The 23,832-nt window shown below is 71.4% G+C and carries 10 protein-coding genes; 4 read left to right on the top strand and 6 right to left on the bottom strand.

What is annotated here, in order from left to right; all coding sequences use genetic code 11:
- Positions 1 to 26: 26 nt before the first annotated feature.
- Positions 27 to 4,727, bottom strand: a complete 4,701-nt coding sequence (locus ACIPWY_RS03275) for a DEAD/DEAH box helicase (RefSeq protein ID WP_401532091.1) — start codon at positions 4,725 to 4,727, stop codon at positions 27 to 29.
- Positions 4,728 to 4,825: 98 nt separating this feature from the next.
- Positions 4,826 to 7,861, bottom strand: a complete 3,036-nt coding sequence (locus ACIPWY_RS03270) for a hypothetical protein (protein ID WP_401532090.1) — start codon at positions 7,859 to 7,861, stop codon at positions 4,826 to 4,828.
- Positions 7,862 to 8,162: 301 nt separating this feature from the next.
- Here ACIPWY_RS03270 and ACIPWY_RS03265 point away from each other — a divergent pair, with 301 nt between their 5' ends.
- Complete coding sequence (locus tag ACIPWY_RS03265) at positions 8,163 to 10,007, top strand: RNA polymerase sigma factor RpoD/SigA (protein WP_401532089.1); 1,845 nt, start codon at positions 8,163 to 8,165, stop codon at positions 10,005 to 10,007.
- Positions 10,008 to 10,022: 15 nt separating this feature from the next.
- Here ACIPWY_RS03265 and ACIPWY_RS03260 read toward each other — a convergent pair whose 3' ends face one another.
- A complete protein-coding gene (locus tag ACIPWY_RS03260; RefSeq protein ID WP_401532088.1) occupies positions 10,023 to 12,176 on the bottom strand; it encodes a UvrD-helicase domain-containing protein in 2,154 nt (717 codons plus the stop codon).
- A 120-nt stretch (positions 12,177 to 12,296) separates the two neighbouring features.
- Between ACIPWY_RS03260 and ACIPWY_RS03255 the strand changes: the two genes are divergently transcribed.
- Entirely contained in the window at positions 12,297 to 14,858 is a 2,562-nt protein-coding gene (locus tag ACIPWY_RS03255) for a DUF262 domain-containing protein (protein WP_401532087.1), read from the top strand.
- Positions 14,859 to 14,880: 22 nt separating this feature from the next.
- Here ACIPWY_RS03255 and ACIPWY_RS03250 read toward each other — a convergent pair whose 3' ends face one another.
- A complete protein-coding gene (locus tag ACIPWY_RS03250) occupies positions 14,881 to 15,345 on the bottom strand; it encodes an ATP-binding protein (RefSeq protein WP_401532086.1) in 465 nt (154 codons plus the stop codon).
- A gap of 140 nt (positions 15,346 to 15,485) precedes the next feature.
- On the opposite strand from ACIPWY_RS03250, the gene ACIPWY_RS03245 reads away from it, so the two are divergent.
- Both ACIPWY_RS03245 and ACIPWY_RS03240 read left to right on the top strand, forming a co-directional pair.
- Complete coding sequence (locus ACIPWY_RS03245; protein WP_401532085.1) at positions 15,486 to 16,328, top strand: Scr1 family TA system antitoxin-like transcriptional regulator; 843 nt, start codon at positions 15,486 to 15,488, stop codon at positions 16,326 to 16,328.
- Complete coding sequence (locus ACIPWY_RS03240; RefSeq protein WP_401532084.1) at positions 16,328 to 16,522, top strand: DUF397 domain-containing protein; 195 nt, start codon at positions 16,328 to 16,330, stop codon at positions 16,520 to 16,522. The genes ACIPWY_RS03245 and ACIPWY_RS03240 overlap by 1 nt, the downstream gene beginning before the upstream one ends.
- Here the strand turns inward: ACIPWY_RS03240 and ACIPWY_RS03235 are convergent.
- On the bottom strand, positions 16,515 to 20,675 hold the full coding sequence (locus tag ACIPWY_RS03235) for a DNA methyltransferase (RefSeq protein ID WP_401532083.1): 4,161 nt from the start codon (positions 20,673 to 20,675) through the stop codon (positions 16,515 to 16,517). The two genes, ACIPWY_RS03240 and ACIPWY_RS03235, sit on opposite strands and share 8 nt — an antisense overlap.
- Complete coding sequence (locus ACIPWY_RS03230) at positions 20,672 to 23,647, bottom strand: helicase-related protein (protein WP_401532082.1); 2,976 nt, start codon at positions 23,645 to 23,647, stop codon at positions 20,672 to 20,674. The genes ACIPWY_RS03235 and ACIPWY_RS03230 overlap by 4 nt, the downstream gene beginning before the upstream one ends.
- Positions 23,648 to 23,832: the final 185 nt, after the last annotated feature.

Here is a 23,832-nt window from a genome sequence, read left to right as displayed (position 1 = left end):
GAACGGCGCCCAGCACCGTCCTGGTGTCACACGGCTGCCACTCCCGTTGTCATGGCGAGCAGCGACAGTGCGTCCCGGCGGCTGAGGACGTCGTGGAAACGCTGGTTACGGTAGCTGCGCAGACAGGCGTAGCAGCTGCTTTCCTGCCCGCACTCGCAGCCGGCGACGCGGACCGCGGCGGCTGTCACCACGTCGACCAGATGATCCGCGATGCGCACGGAATTTCCTGCGCCGCCCGGCGTGGTGTCGAAGACGAGCAGGGACGGCAATCCGTCGGGTCCCGTGTGTACGGTGCCGTCGATGTCGTCGCGGCTGATGTCGAGCGTGGTGGCGGCCCCGTCGAGCAGGGCGTACAACCCTGAACGCAGTTCGGCAGGCGTGGCGGTCATCGCGGTCAGGGAGTCCAGATGGATCTGGAGGAAGTCCGTCTGGTAGCGGTGAGCGAGGGCGACCACGCGCAGTGGGCCCGAGCAGGTGCTGTCCTTGAGAAGGTGCGGATGGCTTCTGCCGCGTGAACGCGCCGACTGCGTGTGCGGGCGGCCCCAGCCGCACCAGTCGCAGATCGCATACCCGGCGCCGCCCGGTCCCTCCGAAACGACGACCATCTCACCGCGCGTACCCGTCGACCAGGCCAGGGTGCGTCCGGGGGCGAAGTCCGTCGAGCCGTCCCGAAGATCACCGGAGCCGGCCGCCATATGGACGTCGCCGTGCCACGCGCGGCGGGGCGGGGTCGGCCCCGGTCGGCGCTCCGGGCCGCGGGCAGCGACGAATCCGTATACCGGTTCGACGTAGCGGCGTTGCGCTGTCGTGGCGACGGCGCCGCAGGCGGGGCAGGCAGGCTCGACCGGTCCGGTCGCTTCGCGGTAACGGCCGCAGGCGGAGCAGACCGCGTAGTGGCGGGCGACGAGTTCCCGGTCGGGAAGGCGGTAGACACCCGCAGCCGTCCACAACTGCCCGCCCGCCACGATCTCGCTGCCGGGCGCGTACTCGTACACGGCTGCGCTCAGGTCACGGGTCAGTTCCAGCTGGCGGGAGACGGCGCCGCTCTCCTGCGGGATGCGCAGTTCGACGGTGTCGACGGGGAAGCCGTACTTGGGCAGGACGTTGCGATTGGCGAGGGTGCCGAGCAGGTCCCGTTCGGTGAGGTTGCGGATCACCCTCTCGTACAGGTCGGCGAGGCGGAACTTCCGCTCCGCGACGGCCTCGTCGCACCGCTCGCGGTAGGCCGCGACGTCCTGCGCGAGAATCTGCTGGGCTACGCGCAGAAGTCGGTCCAGCTCGGCGACCCACCCCTGTGTGTCGACTCCGATCTCGCGCTGCACCGCTTCGGGCAGGACGCGGTGCAGCGAGGCCGCCACAGCCGGGGGCACCGGGGTGAGCCAGTCGCGGACCTGGTGTGCGGCAATCTCACCAGTGACACCGTCGGGCAGGAAGAACTCGCCTGCCTTGCGCCAGATACGCCCCCGCTCATCCTTCATGGCTCGGAAGAACGCGGCCAGGGCGATGGAATGAGCGTGTCTGCGGTCGATACGGACATTGCCGACGGGCACGACAGGCGGCCGGACCTGACCGTTGATCATCTGCTCCGGTTCGGCGTACCGGGCCAGGTCGTGCGGGCGCCGCTGAGCGTAGGTGAGCACCAGGGCGGCGGACTCCGCCCGGCGTCCGGCACGGCCCGCTCGCTGGACGTAGTTGGCGGTGGAAGGCGGCATGTTGCGCAGCACGACGGCCTGCAACTCACCCACGTCCACGCCGAGTTCGAAGGTGGTGGAGCAGGACAGGGCGTTGATCTCTCCACGGACGAACCTGCTCTGAATCTCGGCGGCCTTCTCGCCGGTCCACTGGGCGGTGTGCTCCTGGCTCGTCAGCGGCACCGGGTCGAACGTCCGGTACAGGCGGAGCAGATGCCCCTCGGGATCGGCCCCCGGCTTGTGTTCCTCCAGGCGGCCGGTGCAGCGCAGGGCCGGACACACGCCCCGCACGGAGACACCGGTGATCCGCCGGCAGCGGTCGCAGACGAAGGGCGGTGCGTCGCCCTCGCCGACAGGTGTCAGCCGCAGCCAGGCGTGGTCGAGGCGGCGTACAGAGCCGATGCCGGACTGGGTCTCGGCGGGCAGCCAGTCGGCGAGGTGCCCCTGGGTCAGGTCCGTCCAGAGGGCGGTGAGCGCGGCGAGGGCAGCGGCCCGCGGGTCGCCGGGGTGGCCGAGCCCGGCGATGACACGGGTGAGGTAGTCGACGCGCCGGTTGGTGGCACCCGGGGTGCTCGGCAGCCAACTGATGACCTTGGTGCGGGCGTCGGATCCCTGCAGGCGCAGCCAGACGGGCCCGCGGCGCGGTGCGAACACCTCGTCCGAGGCGTCGACGTCCGGGAGCATGGTGAGCGCACCCTGATTGCGTACGCTGCGCAGCAGTTCGCCGAGCAGCTGCCATGCCTCGTCGGCGCTCAGCCCCAGGCCGGTCAGTGCGGCCGGCGGCAGCCAGTGGGGTTCCCGGTCCAGGTCCACTCGGACCAGGCCGAGTCCTTCGAGGGACTGGCGGTCGTCGAGGCTGAGAACTTCCTGCATGGCCCACAGGGCGACGGTCCGCTGCCTGGTCTGGCGCGAATCGTTGCGGTGGAAAACGCCGGCGCGGTCCGCCGCACGCACGGTGTCGGCGACGAGGTCGTCGAGGTGCAGTCGTTCCCCCTGGTTACGGCCGTCCTCCAGTGCTTGCGTGATCAGCCGGCGGTGTTGGATCCGGGTGTAGGAGTCCTCCAGGTAGGGCGCGAAGTAGGCGGCGGCCTGGCGGCTGTCGCTGAAGAAGAGGAGTTTGCGGCCCTGCCCGGGCCGGGCCGCGGCCGGTCCTTCGGTGTCGGGCGGCAGCGCCTGGTAGAGGGCGGTGCCGAGCACGGACACGGCGGCCTCGTTACCGGCCTCGAACAAGCGGATGGTGCCGTGCCCGCGTGCGCCGCACGCCCGGCAGTTGGTGGGATCGCCGTCGCGCGCGTCGAGCTGGCGAACCTTGCGCAGTTCCGCGTCGGCGCAGTCGGGTCCGGTGCAGGTACCGACCGTGGCGGGATGGACGGCGGCGCAACCGGTGCACAGCAGCTTGTCGGTGGCGGAGCCGCGCGCCGTCTCCTCGAACGTCGCTTCGTCCTCGTCGACCGTATCGCTCGCGCCTGCTCCCGCGTCGAGGAGCAGCCACGTGTGCGGCAGGCCCGGGGACTTGCGGTGCGCGAAGCGCGGCGCGCCGCCGCTGTCCGTCAAGGTGCCGTGCAGATGGACCGCCCCGCATCGGCGGCACGCACCGATCTCGAAGGACGGCCGTGCACACGTCGCGCAGGTCTCGTGCCGCGCCAGCTCCAGATGCGGTCCTGCCGGGTCGAAGCAGGTAAAGGCGCCCTCGGTGGCACGGGCGAAGAGGTGGTACCGGGCCGACAGGACAGTGGCGCCGTCCGTGTCGGTGAGGGCTCCCGCCAGCTGCACGAGCGCGGTGACGGCGGCGAGCGCGGCCGGCTCACCCGGGAACACACGGCGGGCTATCTCCTCGACCGGCTGCGGGCCGTCGGCGAGGGCCCTGCGCAGGGCGACCGTGCCTGCTTCCCGGGCGAGGGCTGTGGCAGGTGCGGCGATGGAGGGATCTCCATGCAACCGGGCGGCGGCCAGGATCTCGGGTGCCGGGTCGGCACTCGCCGCGAGCCGGATGTACTCGGCGACCGGCAGCGGCCCCCAGTGGGGCCCGGGGGCGATGTCGACGCGGGTGGCGGTGACCAGGTCCTGCGCTCGCGGATCGGCCGGGTCCCACGCGAAGGGCACGTCGAACAACGCCTGGGCGAAAGCGGTGACGGCGGCCGGGTCCTCCTCGGCGCCGACGGTGGCGCTGGTGGCGATCGCCTGGAGGGGGCGGTCCGGGGCGACACGGTCCTTCAACCGGCGCAGCAGCATGCCGAGTTCGGCTCCGCGTGCTCCGTCGTACATGTGCGCTTCGTCAACCACGACGAAGCGCCAGCGGTCACCGTCCCGCTGCTCGAACAGCTCCATGTCCTGGGGCCGCAGCAGCAGGTATTCCAGCATGGCGTAGTTGGTGAGCAGGAGGTGCGGCGGCGCGGCCCGCATCTCGCGGCGGCTGAGCAGCTCGTTGACGAGCCGTGGCTCGCCCGGGTTGAGTTGCTCGAAGGTCTCCTGTGCGCGCCGCGGGTCGTCCTTTGTGTCACCCGTGTACCGGCCGAACGTGATCTCGGGGGTGTGCGACAGGAGTCTGCGCAGGCGTTTCATCTGGTCATTGGCGAGGGCGTTCATCGGGTAGAGCAGCAGTGCCCGCACGCCGGGGCCGAGGGTGCCGCGAGCGTGTTCCTCCAGGAGGGCGTCGAGGATGGGGAGCAGAAAGCTCTCGGTCTTCCCGGATCCTGTTCCGGTGGCGACGACGAGATTGCGGCCTGCCGCGGCCTTGCGCAGCGCCTGCTCCTGGTGGCGGTACAGGGGCCGGTCCGCGGGCAGTGCCGGGCCGGTGAGCCTGCGGAAGGCCGGGGTGAGGACGCCCTCGGTGATCAGGGCGTCGAGGGTGGCCCCCGGCGCGTACGCGGGGGTGGCCTCCAGGAGCGGGCCTTTGGTCAGCAGCGGGCTGGTGTCGACGGCGCGGGCGAAGGCGGCGGCCAGGACCGGCTCGCGCAGTGGCAGCAGGGATCGCAGGTAGCGCCGGTAGGTGTCGTCGATGCCGGCGGCGGTGGCGAGCGGGTCGAGGGTGTCCACGGGTGGGTGCTCCTGGCGGGGTCGGGCGGGAGAGAAGCCGGGGTGTTGCGGTCGGTGGCCGGGCAGCCATGTCGGGCTCACGGTCGACGGGCGCGGATTCAGGCGTGTCCGTTGCCGCCTGCGGCCCCTGTCAGGCGCACAGAGGTCACCAAGCCCTCGGCCAGCACCAGGTCCACCGCGGTCAGTTCGGGGGCCCGCACGGCGAGTGCGCTCCACACCGGACGGGCGCTGTGCTCCAGGCGTGCCGCCCGGCCGTCGCCCGCTGCTGCGAGCCGGGCCACAAGGGCGAAGCCGAGGGAGAGCTGCGGTACCCGCATCCAGGCCTCGTCGAGGCCGCGCAGCGGTCCGGGTGCACGGTCCCGCACGGCGTCGGCGAGCGGTGCGGCGGTCTCGGCAAGAAACCGCTCCAGCGCGTCGGTCCAGTCGCCGCCCTCCTCCCGCAGTGCAACATGACTGAATTCGCGGCGGGCGCGAAACGCCTCCCATGCCGCCGCGACACGCGTGCTCTCGTCAAGGAGCGCTGTAGGCACCGCGCCCACGCTCGCCCACAGCGCGCGCTGCTGAGGAGCGGGCAGTTCGGCCAGTGCCCGGGTCCGCGCGTCGAAGCGGCCCACGCCGCGGTGCGGGTCGGCGCCCGAGGCCAGCAGCGTCCGCAGGCCGTCTCCGGCGAACTCCCCCACCTCGTCGAGAAGGTGGACCTCCTGCGGGTACAGCTCCGCCAGTTCGTAGGCGTCGCCGCCGGCGAGGTACGGCAGGAGCGGCGCCGTCAGGAGCAGAGCGCACAGCGGAGCGTGGCGCCACACGTGGCGTACGTCGTCGGGCCGGGCCACGTCCCGTACGCGCAGGCCGGCCAAGCCGGTGGCGACCAGCACCGGAGCGATCGCCTTCGTGCTCAGCCCGGCGTCGGCGGCCGCGTACAGAGCCTCGGTCCCGGCCTCGGCGAGCAGTGCCCGGCAGTCCGCCGGGGCGGACGTGCGCGCGCCGCAGTCCTGCAGGTCGCGTCCACGTGCAGCGACGATCCAGACGAGGGGAGCGAACTGCCGTGACCATGGACGGAGTTCACCGTATCCTGCCAGATACGCGGAAATGGCGGAACCTGCGTCCTGCCCGCCGTGTACGGCCACCGGGAGGCGGCGGGCCACGAGGGTGTCCCGGCGGCGCAGGTCGGGCCAGGGCGGCGGGACGTCCGGCTCCGCGCGGGCACGTAGTCGCACGATCAGCGGGCCCGCGTCGCGCAGTGCCTGCGGAAGGGCGATACGTCCCATGTCATCGGCCTGCGCGTCGACAGCGGGCTGCCAGGGGGCGAGGACCCGGTACAGATGGGCGCCGACGCCAGCTGCCCGTCCGCCGCGCAGCACCAACTGGTGCCCCTCGGACACCACTTCTCGGGCGATCGGCTGTGTACGCAGGGTCGCGACGGGCAGGTCCTGGCCCGCGACGACCAGGTGCAGGCGCGCCTCGGTCCAGTCCCGTGCGGTGTCGGCAAGCTCGGAGAGCACGTACCGCAGGTCGCCCTTGCGGGTGCTTGCCCGGCGCTGCGGGCGGAGGGTGTGCAGGCGCACGCCGTCGACGACCAGAGCGACGACGGGTTCGACGCTCACCGCACGGTCGGGCAGCCGGACGGTCAGCACGCATCTGCGGCCGAGCTCGGCGGCTTCGACGACGAGCGGGCCGACCGTCCAGGGGCCGGGCGAACCATCGGTCTCCAGCCGCAGTTCGGAGTGCGGGACCACCAGGTGCACCCCGTGCGTCCGGCCGCTCGTGTCCCGCAGCTCCAGCGTCTTCGCAGTGTCGTACGGGCCGAGGGAGATGCTGCCGCGGAACCCGAGGAGCGGTTCGCCGTCGACACGTGCCCGGGCGGACGCGAGGCCGCCCGAGGGCGTGAACTGCCGCCACTGCACGGAGGGTTCGGCGATCACTCCCTCGGCGAGGAATGCGGCGATCGCCCGGCGAGCACGACCGGGCCCGTCAAGGCGGATCTCGTACGCTCCGACAAGCGGCCGGGGCATGTCCCGCCATGGTTCGACCAGGCTGCCCCGTGCGCCGGTCAGCTGGGCGAGCGGTGGGCCGCCCGGCCGCTGCACCGTGATCCGCCAAGGCTCTGCGGCCGTCTCGCCACGCCTGCGCGGCAACCGCAGGGCGGGCGGTTCGCTCCAGACCGCGGCCCCGTCCGATGTCCTGAGGCAGTCAAGGATCCTCCCGCCCTCCCACGCCAGGGAGGTACCGGCGGCCACGTCCCACCAGTGCCCTTCGGCTCCGTCGGTGGCACGTATCCGGTGAGTCCCGTCGAGGCTGAGGCGGGTCATCGTCCAGCCGCCCCACCCGTATGGGACGGGGAGTTCCACGCCCGCGTCGCGCCCTCCGTCAACCTGGAGCGGGCCCACGTGGAGCAGGGTGACATGCGTCGGCGGCAGCGCTTCGTGCGCGGGCAGGAGCAGACCGTCGGCGTCGAAGGCGAGCAGCGCCGTCCGCGGGTCGACGACCGGGACCACGTGCTCGCTCTCGCCCGCGGCGGTCGCGGTCACCCGGCGCACCGGCCCGGGAAGCATCCAGTACGGGGGTGTGGCGGCGCAGGTTCGCCCGTCCGCCGTCAGTTCCCACGGTCCGCCGCCGGCGGGCTCCGAGAGAGCAATCACCACGCCGGTGCCGCCCGGGCCGAGTCGTATGTCGAGATCGCCGCTCGCCCTTGAGGGGCCGTGATCCTGAGCAGTCTGTGTGCTGTGCGGCGCCGTCTCCGGTGTGGCAGAGGTGCGTGCCGCGCCGAGGTGGCGCTCGGCCTGCGCGGCCGCGCTCGCCCATCGGGCGCGCAGCGCGTCGACCGACGTCTCGGCCTGCTCGAGGGCCAGTTGCGGGTGTGCCTCGGCGAGCTGCTTCGGGACACGTTCGATCAGCTGCCGTATAGGCCCGTCCGCGCTCGCTGCGATCATCGCCGCCGCGTGGACCGTGCAGGCCGGCCAGCGGTCCGCGACAACGCCCTGGTCGAGACCGGCGGCTTCGGCCAGGGTTGCGTAGGCCGTGAGCGCTTCGACGACGAGGGCACTGCGCCCGCGCTCGCGCGTAAGCACAGCGGTCCGCTCGATGGTGCACCACACGCGCTCGCAGTCGTCGAGCAGCGCCACGGGATCGATCGGCATCCCGCCCCCTTCCCCGCTGCCGTCCCTTCGGTCGCTCTGCGCGCAACGCCTCGCTCATGGTCCGTCAGCTCCCCCTGTTCTAGCATTTCTTCACGAAAACTACACAGCCGATCTCCGTGTCGGTCATGCCGCGGTGCGCGCGAGGAGTCTGTGCAACCTCACCGCCTGATCGATTGTCAGTAACGAGTGATGCACTGAGGGCCGGGTTCGGTTCTTGTGCGAGCGAGGCACACGGGGGAGCAAGTTGACGACAGGATTCAGGCCGTCCACGGCAGCGGACGGCGAGACGGATGTGGCGCGCTTGTGCGCTGAGGTCATCCAGGCGTCCGGACCGCAGAAGGTGCTGAGTGCGATCGCCCTACGAACCGTGCTGACGGGTACGGACAGGGCGCTGCACTCCGCAGCCCTGGCCCGCGCGCTGGCCCTCGGGGTGCGGCTGCCGCCCGGCATCGCGGAGGCGTTCGGGCTGGGTGCCGTCACCGCAGTGCCCGCGCCGGCGCCGGCGCCGGTCGGTGCTGCTCGCACGGACGGCGCACCGGGCAGCGCGGCGGTCCGGCCGGTGTTCCGCCTTCGGATTCCCGACACGGCCGTCCTGGACTTCGGCGCGTTCGACGTGCGCGTCCTCGACCCGCATGCGCGGGTGCCGCGGCGACGGGCCACCTGCGCCCCGCCGCCGAATCCCGCTGCTCCCCCCGTCGAAGCACTTGGCAGCAGCACCCCCGATGCATCCGTATCCCCGGCCCGCACGGTGGCCGTGCCCGTCCCTCCCGTGGCTGCACCCACCGCCGCCGACTTCGACTGCCTCGCGTACTACCGCAAGCAGATCGGCCGCCGCGCGCTGCTCGATCACGCCCGCGAGAAGGAGCTGGCCCGTGCCGTGGAGGCGGGCCTGCTGGCCGGGGAACGGCTGAAGGCACAGCGCAAGATGGCCCCTCGCCTGCGACGCGAACTGGAGGAGATCGTGGCACGGGGCGGGCGGGCACACACGGAGTTCTTCGAGGCGAACCTGCGGCTCGTGGTGAGCATCGCCGTCCGCTACCAGGGGCGCGGCGTCGATCTCCTCGACCTGGTCCAGGAGGGCAACCTCGGCCTGCTGCACGCCATCGAGATGTACGACCATGAGCTCGGCCTCAAATTCTCCACGTACGCGACGCACTGGATCCGGCAGGCGGTGCGGCGGGCCCACGCCGACCTCGGGCGGACGGTACGGATACCGGTCCACGCCCATGAACTTCTGACCGCGTTGGACCGTGCCTCGCACGAGCTGGGGCTCGACAGGCCGCACGACGCGCTGGACCAGGTGGCCGCGCACGCCGGGACGACCCAGGACCGGGCCCGCGGGGTTCTCGGCCAGGTCCGGGAGACGGTGTCGCTTGAGGCCCTACGGGAGGAGCTCGGCGACGAATGGCTCGCCGAGGCGGCGGACCGGTCCGAGGTGCCGCAGTCGCCTGCCGACGGCCCGTACGGCGACCGGGCGGTGGTGACCGAGGAGGTCGCCGCCGCCGTCGACGACCTGTCGCCGCGCGAGATGTTCGTCCTCTCCCTGCGGTACGGGCTGAACGGCGACACCCCGCAGACCCTGAACGCCATCGGCCGACAGCTCGGCGTCACCCGCGAGCGGGTACGTCAGGTAGAGAAGAAGGCCACGGACCAGGTGCGGGCGACCGTGGCCGTCCGCGGCGTCCTGAGCCTGCCCGCACTTGCCGAGCCCAAGGTCGAGGGCAGGGGCAAGCGTCAGGGCAAACCGTCCGCGGCCCGCCGCAGGACCGTGCCGGACACCACCACCGGCCGGAAGGCAGCGGCTGAGGCGCGGACCGTCCAGCCGGGAACACGCCCCGCCCAGCTGTCGGACCTCGACCGACTCGAACCGTCCTGGGCGTCCCAGCACCGACACCTCGTCGGCCGCCCGGCTCGGCGGTACGGCCACCCCGTCACCGTCCGGTGCGATGTCGACAGCGCGGGCCGGATCGTGGTCGAGTCCCAACCGATCCTCCTGGGGCCGCGCTTCGCCCGCACGACCGTGGTCGTCATCGTCGAGGACGACATGTTCCGTGTCGTCCTCGACGGCCGCCAGATCACCACAGTCTCACGCAGGAGCGCGGCCGGGACGACCCTGCCCGTGCACGGAACGAGCACACCGGCGTGAGCGGCCGGGCGCCGTTCACCGGCCCAGGAACTCGCTGGGCGTTTTGTGGTACGTGACCGACAGCGCCTCGCGAGCGCGCGTGCAGGCGACGAAGAGCAGACAGCGTTCGGCCGCCAGGTCGGTGGCGTGCTGCAGGTGGTCGACGGCCCGATCGGTGACGGCGGGCCCGTACGGGAAGGCACTCGCGGTCACCCCCGCGACCGCAACGCAGCGGTATTCCAGGCCCTTCATGCTGTGCAGCGTCGACAGGCGCACCCCAGCCGCTCCTTGCTGTTCGCCGTCACGGATCCGGACGACCGGGATTCCGGCCCGGGCCAGACGCTCGGCGAGTTTGTCCATCAGGGTGTTGAAACGGGCGCACACGGCGATGTCGGAGGCGATGACGCCCGCCTCCAGCCAGTCCCGTACGCGCGCGACGACCGCGTCCGCCTCCGCCGCCTCGGCGTCGTATCCGGTGCAGGAGGGCTGCGCTCCGTGCAGCAGGGAACGGTATCCGGCGAGGGTGTCGTCGCCGTCGCCTCCCAGGTCGGTGACGGGGGCGCCGTCGAGCAGGGCGCGCGACCATCGCAGAATCTCTTCCGTGGAGCGGTAGTTGATGCGCAGTCGGCCGGCGCGCCCGGTGACGGGGATGCCGAGGGAGCGCAGGCTGACCCGGGAGTCGTAGATCCGCTGGTGCGGGTCGCCGGTGATGAACAGGTCGTCGGGGCCCGCGGGAACGAGGGCCCGCAGCAGCCGCCACTGCGCAGGGTGCAGGTCCTGGGCCTCGTCGACGACGACATGGTCGTACGAAACCCCGTCCGTCGCCCCCTGGCCGGCGAGCAACCGGGTCGCCTCGGCGCACAACTGCAGCCAGGTGTGGGTGCGTTCACGGGCAAGGTCGGCCTCGAACTCGGTCACGGCCTGCCACACCTGGACCCGCTGGGCGCGGCGCAAGGCACTCCCGCGGCCGTGCCGCTCGCACGCCAGGTAGGCGTCCTCGTCGCGGAGGTTCTGCGCGAGGATCACGTGCCGGTATTCCTGCGCCAGGAAGGCGGCGTTCCACGGCAGTCGGCGGCGGCGCGCGAGGCGGTCCCACCGGGTGCGCTCGTCCTTGCCGGACAGGGGGCGGCCCGGGTTGCCGCGCGCCGCCCGTACGGTGCGGGTGGCGACGGCATCGACGGTGGTGACGTCGACGCGGGCGAGGAGCTCCTCGTCATGGTCGAGGAGCAGCGCGAGGCCCGCGCGCAGCGAGCGGGCCAGGGCGCCGGTGTACGTGGTGAGCAGGATGCGGGTGCGCGGCGCGCGGCCGAGCAGGTGCTTGACGCGGTGCAGGGCGACGACGGTCTTGCCGGTGCCGGGCCCCCCGGTGATCTGGGCAGGGCCCGCGTAGGTGGGCCGGTAGGCGATGCGTCGCTGGGTGGGGTGCAGGAAGATCCGCCAGGCGTCGAAGGGCTTGGCGAGGATGTCGTCGAGCTCTTCGGGCCCGGTGACCAGAGCGATGCGGCTGCGGGTGCGGGTGACGGCGGCAGCGATGTCGTCGCCCTTCCCGGCCGCACTCGGGTCCGCAGCGTCTTCCTTCAGCCGCGGTGCCACCAAGTCACGATAGATGTCCGCGGGTTCATACCCTTCGGCCAGCAGCCACAGCGCCTCGAACTGGTCCTCGGGCATCAGCGACCCGAACGCCTCCAGCTGCCCCTTCCCGGTGATGGTGCGGGCTGCGCGCAGCGTCACGTCGTCGACACCGAGGTCGCGCAGCACGGTGTCGGACCACGGCGCGAACAGCAGCGTCGGTGCGGCGGCTGCCTCCTTCTCGAACATGGGCGTGATCTGCTCCATGGCAGTGAGGTCCCGGACCTCCAGGCAGCGGGTCACGGAGTTCACCGTGTACAGACGCCGCCGCGCCCACGCGTACGCCTTGTCGTGCGGGACGACGTGCACGAACACGAAGAGGTCGCTGCCGTCGTCGGGGGCGAGCAGCACGATCCGCAGGCCGTCGTCGACCCTGATCGTCCGCATCCGTGGATCACGCGAGCTGACGACGGACTCCAGGTGCAGCCCCTTGTCCGCGTGGAGTTGAGTGACCGTCATATTCTGGAACTTCGCCATGGCCTTGTGCACGCGGGCACGAGCAGGCTTGTCGAGCCGGTCGACCCCTTCCCAGAACGTGCTGGTGATCGCGATCTGCGGCATGCTCCCCACCTCCGTCAACAACCCCATCCAAAACAGGCGTTGACTCAGTTTACGCGGCGGAGGATGCTCCAGACGGAGACATCTTCCCTCGTGACGTTCGTACGACCCTAGGGGGCGGCCGTGCAGGCCAAGGAGACTTTGTTCGCGGATCTGGTGCAGGGCCGCGCCCAGCAGTTCCAGGTGCCGCTGTACCAGCGCACGTACTCCTGGACGGAGAAGCAGCTGCGGCAGTTGTGGAACGACATCCTCGAACAGGCGGAGATCGTCGCGTCCGAGGAGTCCGCGCACACCGCGAGCACCCACTTCCTCGGCTCTGTCGTCCTGGCACCGTCGCCGCAGTACGAGGTCACCTTCCCCTACCACCTCGTGGTCGACGGACAGCAGCGGCTGACCACGCTCACCCTCGCCCTGGCCGCGCTGCGTGACCACGTCACAGACACCCACCCCGAGGAAGCGGACCGGATCAACGAGGAGTACCTGGTCAACAAGCGCAAGAAGGGCACCGAGTACTTCCGCCTGCTGCCGACCCAGGCGGACCGGGCGGCGTTCGCCGCGCACATCCGCGGCCCACTCACCCAGGAGGGCGCGGTCGGCGGGGTGGCGACGGCGTACGCCTTCTTCCGGCGCAAGCTCGTCGAGGCGGACGACCGGGCCATCGGGCAGGACGTGTTCCGTATCGAGCAGGCCATCACGTCCCGGCTCACGCTGGTGTCGGTGACCGCGGAACGCGGTGACAACGTGCATCGCATCTTCGAGTCCCTCAACAACACCGGTCTCCAGCTCAGCCAGGCCGACCTGCTTCGCAACCACTTGTTCATGCGGCTTCCGACGCGCGGCGAGCACGTCTACGAGACGTACTGGCTGCCTCTCCAGGACAGCCTCGCCAACGACGAGCTGGAGCAGCTGATGTGGCTCCAGCTGGTTCTCGACGGCGACGACCGGGTGCGCCGCCAGGATCTGTACGCGGCTCAGCAACGCCGCTTCGAGCGCCAAGGGGTCACGGGCGAGGCCGAGATCGAGGCCTATATACGGGAACTGCACCGCCGCGGCGCGCACTTGCGTCGTCTCCTGCACCCCGAGGAGGAGCCGGACCCGGGCGTGTGCGCCGCCCTGCACCGGCTCGATGTGTGGCAGGCGACCGCCACGCACCCGGCCCTGATGCTGCTGCTCGACCGGCGCGAGCGGGGCGACCTCGACGACGCCGAACTGGCGCGGGCCCTCGCGTACGTGGAAAGCTTCCTGGTCCGCCGAATGATCTGCCGCATCCCGACCAACAACCTGAACCGCGTCTTCCAGGCCCTGCCGGGGCAGCTCCCGCTGGATGTACCGGTCGCGGAGGGGCTGCGCCGGGTGCTGTCGGCGGAGAACCGCTTCTGGCCGGACGACGAGGAGCTGCGCGAGCGGATCCGCACGGCGCCGTTCTACCAGTACGGCCGGTGGAACCAGCGGGCGTTGGTGCTCCAGCGCCTGGAGGAGAGTTACGGGCATCCGGAGCCGGTCGACTTTGCTGCGGCGCAGCTCACCATCGAGCACGTGCTGCCGCAGTCTCCGGGTAAGGAATGGCTGGCGACGCTGGCCGAGGAGACACAGGACGGCGAGAGCGCGGAGGAACTGCACGCCCGGCTGCGCCACACGCTGGGAAACCTCACCCTCACCGCCCAGAACACCGAACTGTCGAACCACCCCTTCACCCGCAAACAGGATCTGCTCGACGCCAGCCATCTGGAGATGAACCGCCGGATCGCGGCCACGGACCGCTGGGGCGCCCGCGAGATCCTGGCCCGCGCCGACGAACTCGCCGACCGGGCCGTCGAGTTGTGGCCCGCTCCTCTGGGTGGTGTAGGCCGGGCCGAGCGCGGCCGCGACTGGGGCCTGGCCCATCAGGCCCTCGCCGCGCTCCCCCACGGCACCTGGACCTCGTACGGCGACGTGGCTGCGCTGCTCGGTTCGTCGGCGCAGGCGGTCGGCCAGCACCTCGCCCAGCCCACCGGCATCATCCACGCCTACCGGGTCCTCACGTCCGAGGGACGGGTCGCCGCCGGCTTCCAGTGGCCGCCCGGATACACGGGACCGGACGTACGGGCTCGGCTGGCCGCCGACGGCGTCTTGTTCACCGTCTCCGGCGCCGCGGACCCGGTGCAGCGCCTCACTCCGGACGACCTGGCCGCGCTCGTGAGCGGCGAGGACGGGGACCAGGAGATCGACGGGTCGGCCTCCATGGAGACCGGCGCCGACCGGTTCTTCCGACAGCTGGCCGCGGACGACTCACCGGAGACAGTGGCCGCGGTCGCCGCGGTCCTCGTCCGCTGGGAAGAGCTCGGCGGCTGGATCGGTCACGGTGGCGGCACTGTCACCACCAGTGCGTTCCTGATGCTCGGCGAGGCGGGTGCCCCGGGCCGTGGCATCTGGCCGCTCACCCTCTACCCGGGCAGCGGCCGCGGCGGTACGGCGGAGGTGGTGTTCCAGCACCTGACGGCCCGCGCACCGTTCACCGACCGGGCGTTGCGCGCCGAACTCCTCACCAGGCTCAACCAGTTGGAGGGAATCGACATCCCCGAGGGCAAGTTGGAGCTGCGCCCGTCCTTCCGCCTCACGGTGCTGGACAAGGAACACAACCAGGAGCTGCTGAACGAGACCTTGGAGTGGTTCCGCGGCTGCTGGGAGCGGCGCGACGCCTCGTAGCGGGCACGCCTCGGGGCGGGCGTCACCGCGCCCGCCGGAGGTCGAACTCAGCCCAAACACTCTTGCCGCTCGGCGGGTACGGCGTCCATCCCCACCGGTCCGCGAGCGCTGCCACGAGCAGCAGCCCGCGACCGCTCTCGCCGCCCTGGACCGGGGGCGGGGCGGGCGCGCGCTCGCCGCGCGCGTCCGTGACCTCGACGCGCAGGACGCCGTCGGTGGCGAGGGCGAGTGTCGGGCGGGCGCCGCGGCCGGACACCCGGCCGTGCAGCGCGGCGTTCGCGGCGAGTTCGGCGACGACGAGCACCGCCGACTCGGCGATCTCTTCCGGCACACCCTCCCATGCGGCGAGTTCACGCTCCGCGAGGTGGCGTGCGGCGTGCGCGCCGCGCCGGGTCGCAGGGAAGCGCGTACTGAAGTGACGTACGGGACGGGCGAGTTCACGTGGGGTGAGGAGTTCGCCGGTTGCGGTGGTGGATTCCTGGTTCACCTCACCGAGCGTGACGGAGTGGCTCTACGGTGGGGAGGTCGCAGGCCGGTACACATGGTGACTGTCCGGCTGCGCAGGGTGGACTGTACGGGCGTACGGCCGTGACCGGGACGTATGCCGGGGGAAGCGGAGGTGTGCGCATGGCCGAGCAGGAGACCGACACCACGGACGAGACGGCGGACCTCTTCCGGGCGGTGGGGCGGCAGATCAAGGTGGCCAGGGAGCGGGCGAGCCTGAGCCAGAAGGAGCTGGGCGAGCGGCTCGGTTACGGGGAGGAGACCGTCTCCTCCATCGAGCGCGGCAGGCGCACACCCCAGCCTGACCTCCTGGTTGCTGTCGATGAGTTGCTGGGGTGTGGGGGCCTGTTGGCGGCCGCGGCGGAGGTTGTGGGGCGGGCGAAGGCGCGGCGGCGGGTGCGGCATCCGGAGTGGTTTCGGGATTATGCGCGGTTGGAGGGGGAGGCGGCGGAGGTCAACGATTACAGCGCCACTGCCGTCCCTGGGCTTCTCCAAACGGAGGCCCACGCGCGCGTAGTGTTCCGTACGCGCCAGCCCCTACTGGACGAGGAGACCATCGAGCAGCGGGTGGCAGCGCGACTCGCACGTCAAGAGGTGTTCGAGCGCTGGCCGCCGCCCCGCACGACGTTCGTCATCGAGGAGTCGGTGCTACGCCGCCCGCTCGGCGGCCGGGACGTGCATGGCGAACAGCTGGAAGCGCTGTTGCGGTTCGGGGAGCTGCGCAGTGTCGAGCTCCAGGTGCTGCCCATGGAGCAGCAGGAGCATCCGAGCTTGGGGGGGTCGTTCATTCTGCTCAGGCCCAAAGGGCGTGCCCAGGTTGGGTATTTGGAGGTCCAGCACGTCAGCCGACTCGTCACGGACCCGGACGAGGTGCCTATCCTGGCGGCACGTTACGGAAGTATCCGCGCCCAGGCCCTCACCCCACGCGAGTCCCTGAGCCTGATCAAGCAGTTGCTGGGAGATTGATGAGCAGCGAACAGCCCGCACAGCTACGTTGGTTCAAGAGCAGCTACAGCAGCGGCGAGGGCGGCGCCTGCGTCGAGATCGCCCCCGACCCCGCCCGCCCTGCCCTTCACGTCCGCGATTCCAAGCGCCCCGACGGCGCCCGGCTCGCGTTCACGCCGGGCGCCTGGAACAGGTTCGTCGCCGGCCTCAGTTGACCTCGTGGCGCGGCCCCTTGCCGGGCGGCGGGTCCAGAAGGGTCTGGTACTCGGCGCCGGTGGCGCGGGCCTTCGTCATGCGGTCGTAGGCGTCGAGGATGAGGTCGCGGGTGCGGTAGGTGCCGTGGGCGGCCTCGTCCCGCTTCCTCACCGTGGGGAACGTCCCCATCACGTACTCGACGTCCTCGCGGCCGAGCCCGTAGATGTGAAACATGGCGGCGTCCAGTTCGGCTCGGATGAGCTCTCGGCGTTCCTCGTTCCAGCGGAAGGGCGCGCCCTCGTCGCCGTGGTCACGGGCGAAAGAAGCCATGTCCCGGCTGGTGAAAGTGAGTTCAAGCACGCGCGGCGTGAGCCACGACGCCAACCTCGTCCCGAAGGGGCCCTCGCCATCGGGCGTCGGCACTGGAAACTGCATGACGTACCCGTAGGTCATCGACGTGCCGGCGACCTTCTGACGGACGACGTAGTCGAACACGTACGACGACAGCACTCCCGTCAGCGCTGCGGCGCCGGTCGGCACGAACATCAGCGGGAACTTGTGGCCGACCCCATGCGCGGGGAGCGGGCAGCCAATCATTGTGCGCGTGTCCGTAGACCGAGCAACATCGCGCCACCCCATCAACCACCCCCTCCACCACTCCCGCTCCGCCAGTCGCGCAGCAACCCCAGGCCACATGATCGGCTCGAACTTCTTGTTCCGCTTACCCGAGTCCACGTCGAACTCCGGCACCCAGTACCGCGGCAACGGCGCAAACCCCGGATCATCATGCTGCTGCACCGTCGCCCGCGGCAGCGTCCCCACATTCGCCTGCGCCCGGGTCTGGCCCTCGTACGTGCCGAGGCGGTGGTCGTAGTGGTGGAACATCTTCGCCTCGTACAGCGGGAGGTACCGGCGCTGGTCCCCGGCGCGGATCTCCTCCTCGCTCCGGGCAAAGATGTTGCCGGTCAACTGCCAACCCTCCGCCTCCAGTTGCTCCTTGGTGCGGAAGAGGTGGGAGTCGTTGGACATGTGGAACATGGTCATGAACGACAGGTCCCACGGGTTCGAGCCGCCCTTGCCGTCCGCGTCTGGCTCCCGCATCAGGACCGGGACGCGGCGGTAGATGCCGAGGGTGATCTCGGCGTCCCGGCGGCTGCGGAAGACCGGCAGGGTGCCAGTGTTGGGGTTGACGAGGAGGATCTCCTCGGGCGGCATCGCGAAGCGCCGCTCCTCCAGGGTCTCCATGTGGCGGGTGCCGAAGGCGAAGGACGCCTCCTCGACGCGCGAGCCGACACCCGTGGCGGTGAGCAGGGAGAAGCGGACCCGGTGGTCTACGTCGCGGCTGAGGATGAACGCCTCGTTCTCGAAGTCCAGGAACGAGGCGAGCCGCGCGGCGCGGACCAGGTCGGAGAAGAATTCCGCCGTGGTCGCGTCCGTGGCGATGCCGGTCGGCAGGACCAGGCCGAAGCGGCCCTGCGGTGCGATCCCGCGCGATGCAGTCTCAGCGAAGACGGCGTACGTGTTCACGTCGCCGCGGCCTGCCAGCGGGAAGCGGCCCGAGGCGCGCAGCAGATGGCTGACCCCCTCGGAGAGGCGGCGGGCCGCGATGAACTCGGCGTGCAGCTCGCGGTCCGTACTGTCGTCGCTGTTGGCGAGGGCGTCGATGCGGCGTTCGCGCTCCGCCTTGTTCGCGGCCTTGGCGATGTCCTCGTCGCGGGTGGCGAAGAACTCCTGTTCCTGGAGTTTGACGCGCTCCCACGGCGGATTCCCCAGCACGCAACTGAACCCGCCCCGCCACCCGGTCCGCTGGTCCACACCCGGCGCCGCCGGATCCCCCGGCACCCGGAACACCTCCGGGAACTCCAGGTGCCAGTGGAAGAACCGGTAGGCGTCGGCCAGGCCACCCACCAAGTCGACGGTGCCGTTGGGCAGTTCGCGGCCCGCGGGGTCGGCGTGCAGGGCGAGCAGGCCCTTCGTGGTGAGCGCCGGAACCCGTTCGGCCGCACCCCCCTTCGGCCACACGAACGCCGCGCACCACGCGTTGGCGAGCAGCAGTGCCCTCCGGTGGTCGCGAGACGTGGTCAGCTCGTGGTAAGCGCGGGCCTGTTCCTGGACGTCGGCCAGTATCCGCGTCTCCTTCGCGGTGATCGCCGAAATGCCCTTCCCCACACCGTCGTTGGGGTCCGCGAGGACGATCGCGTCCTCGTCGAACAGGGAGTCCTGGGACGCCTTCTTGTCGAGGGCGGTGCGCCACGCCTCCCGCTCGGCCTTGTTGCGGGCCTTCAGGGCCGTGACCCACTTACGATCGTCGCCCTCAAGGGGCTTGAACGCGTCGTCGGGCAGGCCGCCCGCGAGGAGCTTAGGCGTTGTGCCGAGCAGGCCGTTGCCGTGCTTGATGTGCGCGTCAAGGAACGTGAGGGGCCGCCCCGGCTCCATCGCCTCGATCCACAACGAGACCTTGGCGAGTTCGACGGCCATGTGGTTGAGGTCGACCCCGTACACGCAGCGCCCGATCACGTCGCGCAGCGCGTGCGTGACGACCTTGGCGTCGGGCTCGGGGTCGTCGGCGCGGATCTCGGCGAGGCGGCGGGCAATGCGTCGGGCCGCGGCGACGAGGAAGTGGCCCGAGCCGCAGGCGGGGTCGCAGACGGTGAGGGCGAGGAGGGCGTCCTCGCGTTCCTGGCGGGTGCTCGCGGAGCGGACGGCCTCGTCGATGACCGGGTCGAGCGCCGAGTCGAGGAGGCAGTCGATGAGCGGGGACGGGGTGTAGTAAGAGCCGGACGTCTTGCGGTCGTTGCCGTCGAGCTTGCGCAGGACGTAGCGGTCGCCGGTGTCGAGGCGGGGTTCGAGTTCGAGCAACGACTCGTAGACGGAGCCGAGTTCGTCGGCGCCGAGGTGGCGGTAGTCGACCTTGCGGGGACGCTTCAGCCGCTCGTCGTAGATGACGCAGAGCGCCGCCACGACGTCGTACAGGGCCTCGTTCGTGAGGCTGAGGCCGTCGAGCGCCTCGTCCTCGGGCTTCTTCTCGAACAGGCCGCCCAGCGCGGGCAGGGCCAGTTCGGGTCGGCCGCCGCCGGCGCCGAGGCCGTCGATGACCAGGCGCAGGGCCTCCCACTGGTCGCCGTGGGCGGTGCCGGTGCGGCCGGCGAGGCGGCGCAGGCGGGCCGTGGAGAAGTACTTCTCGTACGTCTCGCGGGCGCGGGGCGTCGCCTCGGGGTCGAGGAGGACGCCGCGGTCCTCGGTGACGAACAGGAACAGCAGGCGGTAGACGAGGCGGAGCAGGCCGGGGTGCAGGTCGCGGACGCTGCGGCGGCGGGCGTGCAGATCGTCGAGCAGGGCCGTGTTGTCGGGATGGGCGATCAGCCCCGTACCGATCGCCTCCAGAGCCTCCTCCACACCCTTGCGCAGCGCCTTGAGGGCGCGGGTGCCGGAGTCGATGGCCTCGGTGCGCCACTTCTCCAGGAAGCAGTCGGCGACCGGGCCGCCCGCCGTGCGCTTCTCGAAGCGGGTGCGGTGCAGCAGTCGCCACAGCAGGACGAAGTCGTCGCTGCGGTTGCCCTCGAAGATGGCCTCGAGGTCGAACTCGACGTAGGCGACACCGGTCAGGGACGCCGACTCGCGCAGCACACTGAGGAGTCGGCCGTTGGAGACCACACCCCACAGGGCCGCGTCGCCCGAGCGGTTCAGGTACTCCTGAAGCATCGACTGCGGCGCCTGGGCGGGACGGCCGTCGGTACGCCGGTCGAGGTGGACGTTCCAGCCGGTGAGGTGGACCGGGACGTGCTCCCAGCGGTGGCTGACGGGGAAGTTCTTCGTCTCGTCGTGCGCGGGCAGGCCCGGTTCGGCGATCGGTGCGAGGCCGCCGAAGCCGAGCTGCTCGAAGAGCGGCAGCAGCCAGCGCTCGCGGGTCAGGCCCACCGCGTGCACGAAGTCGTCGGCGTTCGCGCCGTCGCGGGCGAGGGCGTCCTGGTAGGCCGTCCACACGCCGCAGAGGTAGCCCCAGGAGCGCTCGGCGGCGTCGCGCACCGAGTCGCCCTTGGCGTAGAGACGGTAGTCGGCAGGCTGGGAACCGGTCTGTTCCTTGCCCTCCTTGATCCGCTCCAGGAGGTCGTACGGAAGGAGGCCGCCGACGGTGGCGACCGTGTCGGTGACCAGGGTGCGCGCGAGACTCATGCGTCCACGTCCTGCGAGTCGTCCAGCGAGTCCAGGGCCAGCGTCGGCGCCGGGAGGTAGTGGTAGACGCCGAGGACGTCCGGATCACCCTGCGACGTGACCTTCAAGCCCTGAAGGCGGGCGCGGGACGCGGTGCGCACCCGGCGATGCGAATCCTCCAATTGTTTCCCCAACTCCTTTGAACGGACGCGAAGTTCAGGCATCAGGGCATCAGGAAGCGCGTCGAGGATCTCAGCGATGCGGCCCTCGGAGGCGGCCGGTTCGGTGTTGCCGGTGGCGCGGACGTCGAGCAGGGCCAGGGCCTCCTGTTCGGTGAGCCATTCGGGGGCGGCGGCCGAGCCGCGGAACGCGACGAGGCGGGCGTCCTCCGCGAGCTGCGGGTGCACCGAGCCGTCGCGGGTGGGCAGCGCGAGCTGGAAGCGGTGCCGTATGAGGAGAAGCGTGGTGCGGCGGGAGACCGCCGTCGTACGGATAACACCGCAGCGGCGGGCCGGACGCTGCCAGGCCAGGGTCTTGGCGTCGAGGGCGGAGTCCAGGACGAAGCGGGCGGTCGCCGCCACGACCGGGTCGGTGCGGGTGAGGGCCGCCTCGCCGCGCGGCGCGCTGGGCGCGTCGTGCAGGACGACGGGGCGCGGGTGGCGCGGGCCGAGCGCGCGCGTGATCGTCTCGCGCAGCGGGCGCGGGAGGGCGTCGGTGTGCACGGTGAATCCGCCCTCCTTGCGGTCGGCGGGCACGCCGCGCAGCGCGTTCAGGGCACGGCGGGTGAAGGCCTGCACCTCCTCGACGGTGCCGAGGGCGGCCCGGACCTCGGCGACCTCCACGGCCACGTCGTCCTTCTTGATGGTGTGCTGGGCGTAGCGCGAGCGCGATGCCTTCTCGCGGTCGGCGGACGACTGCCAGGCGATCTCCAGCTGCTCGGCAGCCTCCTCCTGCGGGAACAGGCCCTCCTGCTCGTACGCGGGCCGCTCCCCGCGCAGGATCAGGCCCTCGAAGACGGCCTGCACGGCGCTCTCGGACTCCTGCGGCACCGGCACGGAGATGCCGGTGGCGCGGCGGATGCGCTCGTGCTTGCGCAGCAGGACGTTCAGGACGATGCCGTCGACCGGGTTGTCGGCGCCGTACAGCGTGAGGGCCTTCACCGTGTCGGTGCGCTGTCCGAACCGGTCGACGCGGCCCTCGCGCTGCTCGTGCCGGGTCGGGTTCCAGGCGAGGTCGTAGTGGATGACCGCGTCGAAGGACTCCTGGAGGTTGACGCCCTCGGACAGGCAGTCGGTGGCGACGAGGACGCGGCGCTCGGCGGGCGGGTTGCCGTCCTCGTCGGTGCCGGTGAGCGCGGCGATCCGGGCCAGGCGCTGGTCCGGGGAGAGCTCGCCGGTGACGGAGGTGACGGCGATGTCCCCCGGCCGGGCGCCGGGCGGGGCCGTGTCGCCCTTCTTCGCCTTGGGGTTGAGGGCCTTGCCGAGGTGCTCGGCGACGTAGTCGGCGGTCGCGATGTAGCGGCAGAAGACGAGCGGCTGGTATCCGGCGGTGAGCAGCTCGGTGACGGTGTCCGTGACCTTTCTCAACTTGGCGTCGCGGAACGGGCCTTGGAGCTTCTTGGCCGCTTCGGCCATGGCGAGCAGGCGGACCTTCTCCTTCTCGTCCACGTCGGCGCCCGGCACCTCGTCCGCCGAGTGCGCGCCCTCGCTGTCCGCCGGGTCGGAGACGGTGGCCTCGCCGGTGTGGTCGGCCTCTTCGGGGGTGTCCGCCTCGGTGACACCGGCCCGCGTGTTCAGTGACTTCACGGCGGCGGACGGGGACGAGGACAGGGTGCGCAGCAGGGCGAGCGTCGACCACCAGCGCTGGCGCTGCTGGAGCGCACCGTCGGCGGAGCGGACCGTCTCGCGGGCGTAGGCGAGCACCTCGTCCAGGAGCTTCTTGTAGTCGCGGTGCAGGGTGTACGCGGCTTCGGCGGTGTCACGGTCCGAGGGGAACAGGGCGCCGTCGCCCTCGAAGTCCTCGCGGATGTCGGCGCGGCGCCGCTGCACCAGGAACTCGGCGAGCAGGCGCCGTCCCGCGTCGGTGTCGAGGCTGACGGAGGCGAGACGGTCGTCGAGGAGGCCGATGAGGCGGCGGAAGGGCTCCTCCTTGCCGCTGTGCGGGGTCGCCGTGACGAGGAGGAGGTGGCGCTTCGCGTCGTCGGCGAGGGTGCGGATGAGGGCGTAGCGCTGCTGCGAACCGCGTCCGGTGGCACCGGCGCCGCGGGCGGTGTCGGCGACGCACGCGTGCGCCTCGTCGACGATCACCAGGTCGGGGCAGTTGCGCAGGAAGTCCTCGCGGTGGCGGGGCGACTTGATGAAGTCGGTCGACACGACGTAGGCGCCCTCGGGCCTGAACACCGACTGCCCGTACGGCGTCTCCCGCACCAGGCGGCCGATCGTCGAGGGCAGCACGAGCCGGGCGTCGATGCCGAACTTGCTGTGCAGTTCGGCCCGCCACTGCTCGGCGAGCGCGGGCAAGCACAGCACGACCAGACCCCGCGCGTCACCCTGTGCGAGCAGCTCGGCGGCGATCAGGCCGGCCTCGACGGTCTTGCCGATGCCGACGTCGTCCGCGATCAGCAGCCGCACCGTGTCCTGGCGCAGCGCCATCAGCAGCGGCACCAGCTGGTACGGGCGCGGGTCGACGGAGATCGACGCGAGCGACCGGAACGGTCCTGCGCCCGACCGGAACCCAATCCGCAGCGCCGTGCGCAGGAGGCCGGCCGCATGCTGGTCGCCCAGGTCATCCGGGGTAGGCGGCGCGAACGTGGCGGGCACCACGGTCTCCAGAGCAGGCAGCACCCCCGCGATGTCGTCGTCGCTGCCGCCGAGAGGCCGCAGGACGAGCAGATCGGCCTGTGACTCGGGCAGCACGACCCATTCGCGGCCCCGAGCGTGGACGAGAGAGCCGACCGCGTACTGCGGGGCGGCCGGCTGTGCGGCGGTGGTCATGCGGGCCTTCCGTACGGACAGGGGGCGGATGAGGACTCGGGGGCCTCGGGGGCTGTGGAATTCGGACGAGGTACCGCATTATCGCGCGCGGCGGCCCGGGGGTGGCCAGGACGTCCGAATCGCCTGTATCGATGCGCGCTCTCGTTGACGTACCGGCACACGACATGCGAAGGGGACTGCGCGCC

This window comes from Streptomyces sp. NPDC090032 (assembly GCF_044748025.1).
Classification (GTDB): Bacteria; Actinomycetota; Actinomycetes; order Streptomycetales; family Streptomycetaceae; genus Streptomyces.
The sequence above is the reverse complement of the archived record's forward strand: the minus strand, read 5'-3'. Positions and strand labels throughout refer to the sequence as shown.

Bases quoted from the DNA above. Each gene is read 5' to 3' on its own strand.
- ACIPWY_RS03230 (WP_401532082.1), bottom strand. From the start codon at position 23,647: ATGACCACCGCCGCACAGCCGGCCGCCCCGCAGTACGCGGTCGGCTCT.
- ACIPWY_RS03235 (WP_401532083.1), bottom strand. From the start codon at position 20,675: ATGAGTCTCGCGCGCACCCTGGTCACCGACACGGTCGCCACCGTCGGC.
- ACIPWY_RS03245 (WP_401532085.1), top strand. From the start codon at position 15,486: ATGGCCGAGCAGGAGACCGACACCACGGACGAGACGGCGGACCTCTTC.
- ACIPWY_RS03270 (WP_401532090.1), bottom strand. From the start codon at position 7,861: ATGCCGATCGATCCCGTGGCGCTGCTCGACGACTGCGAGCGCGTGTGG.
- ACIPWY_RS03260 (WP_401532088.1), bottom strand. From the start codon at position 12,176: ATGCCGCAGATCGCGATCACCAGCACGTTCTGGGAAGGGGTCGACCGG.
- ACIPWY_RS03240 (WP_401532084.1), top strand. From the start codon at position 16,328: ATGAGCAGCGAACAGCCCGCACAGCTACGTTGGTTCAAGAGCAGCTAC.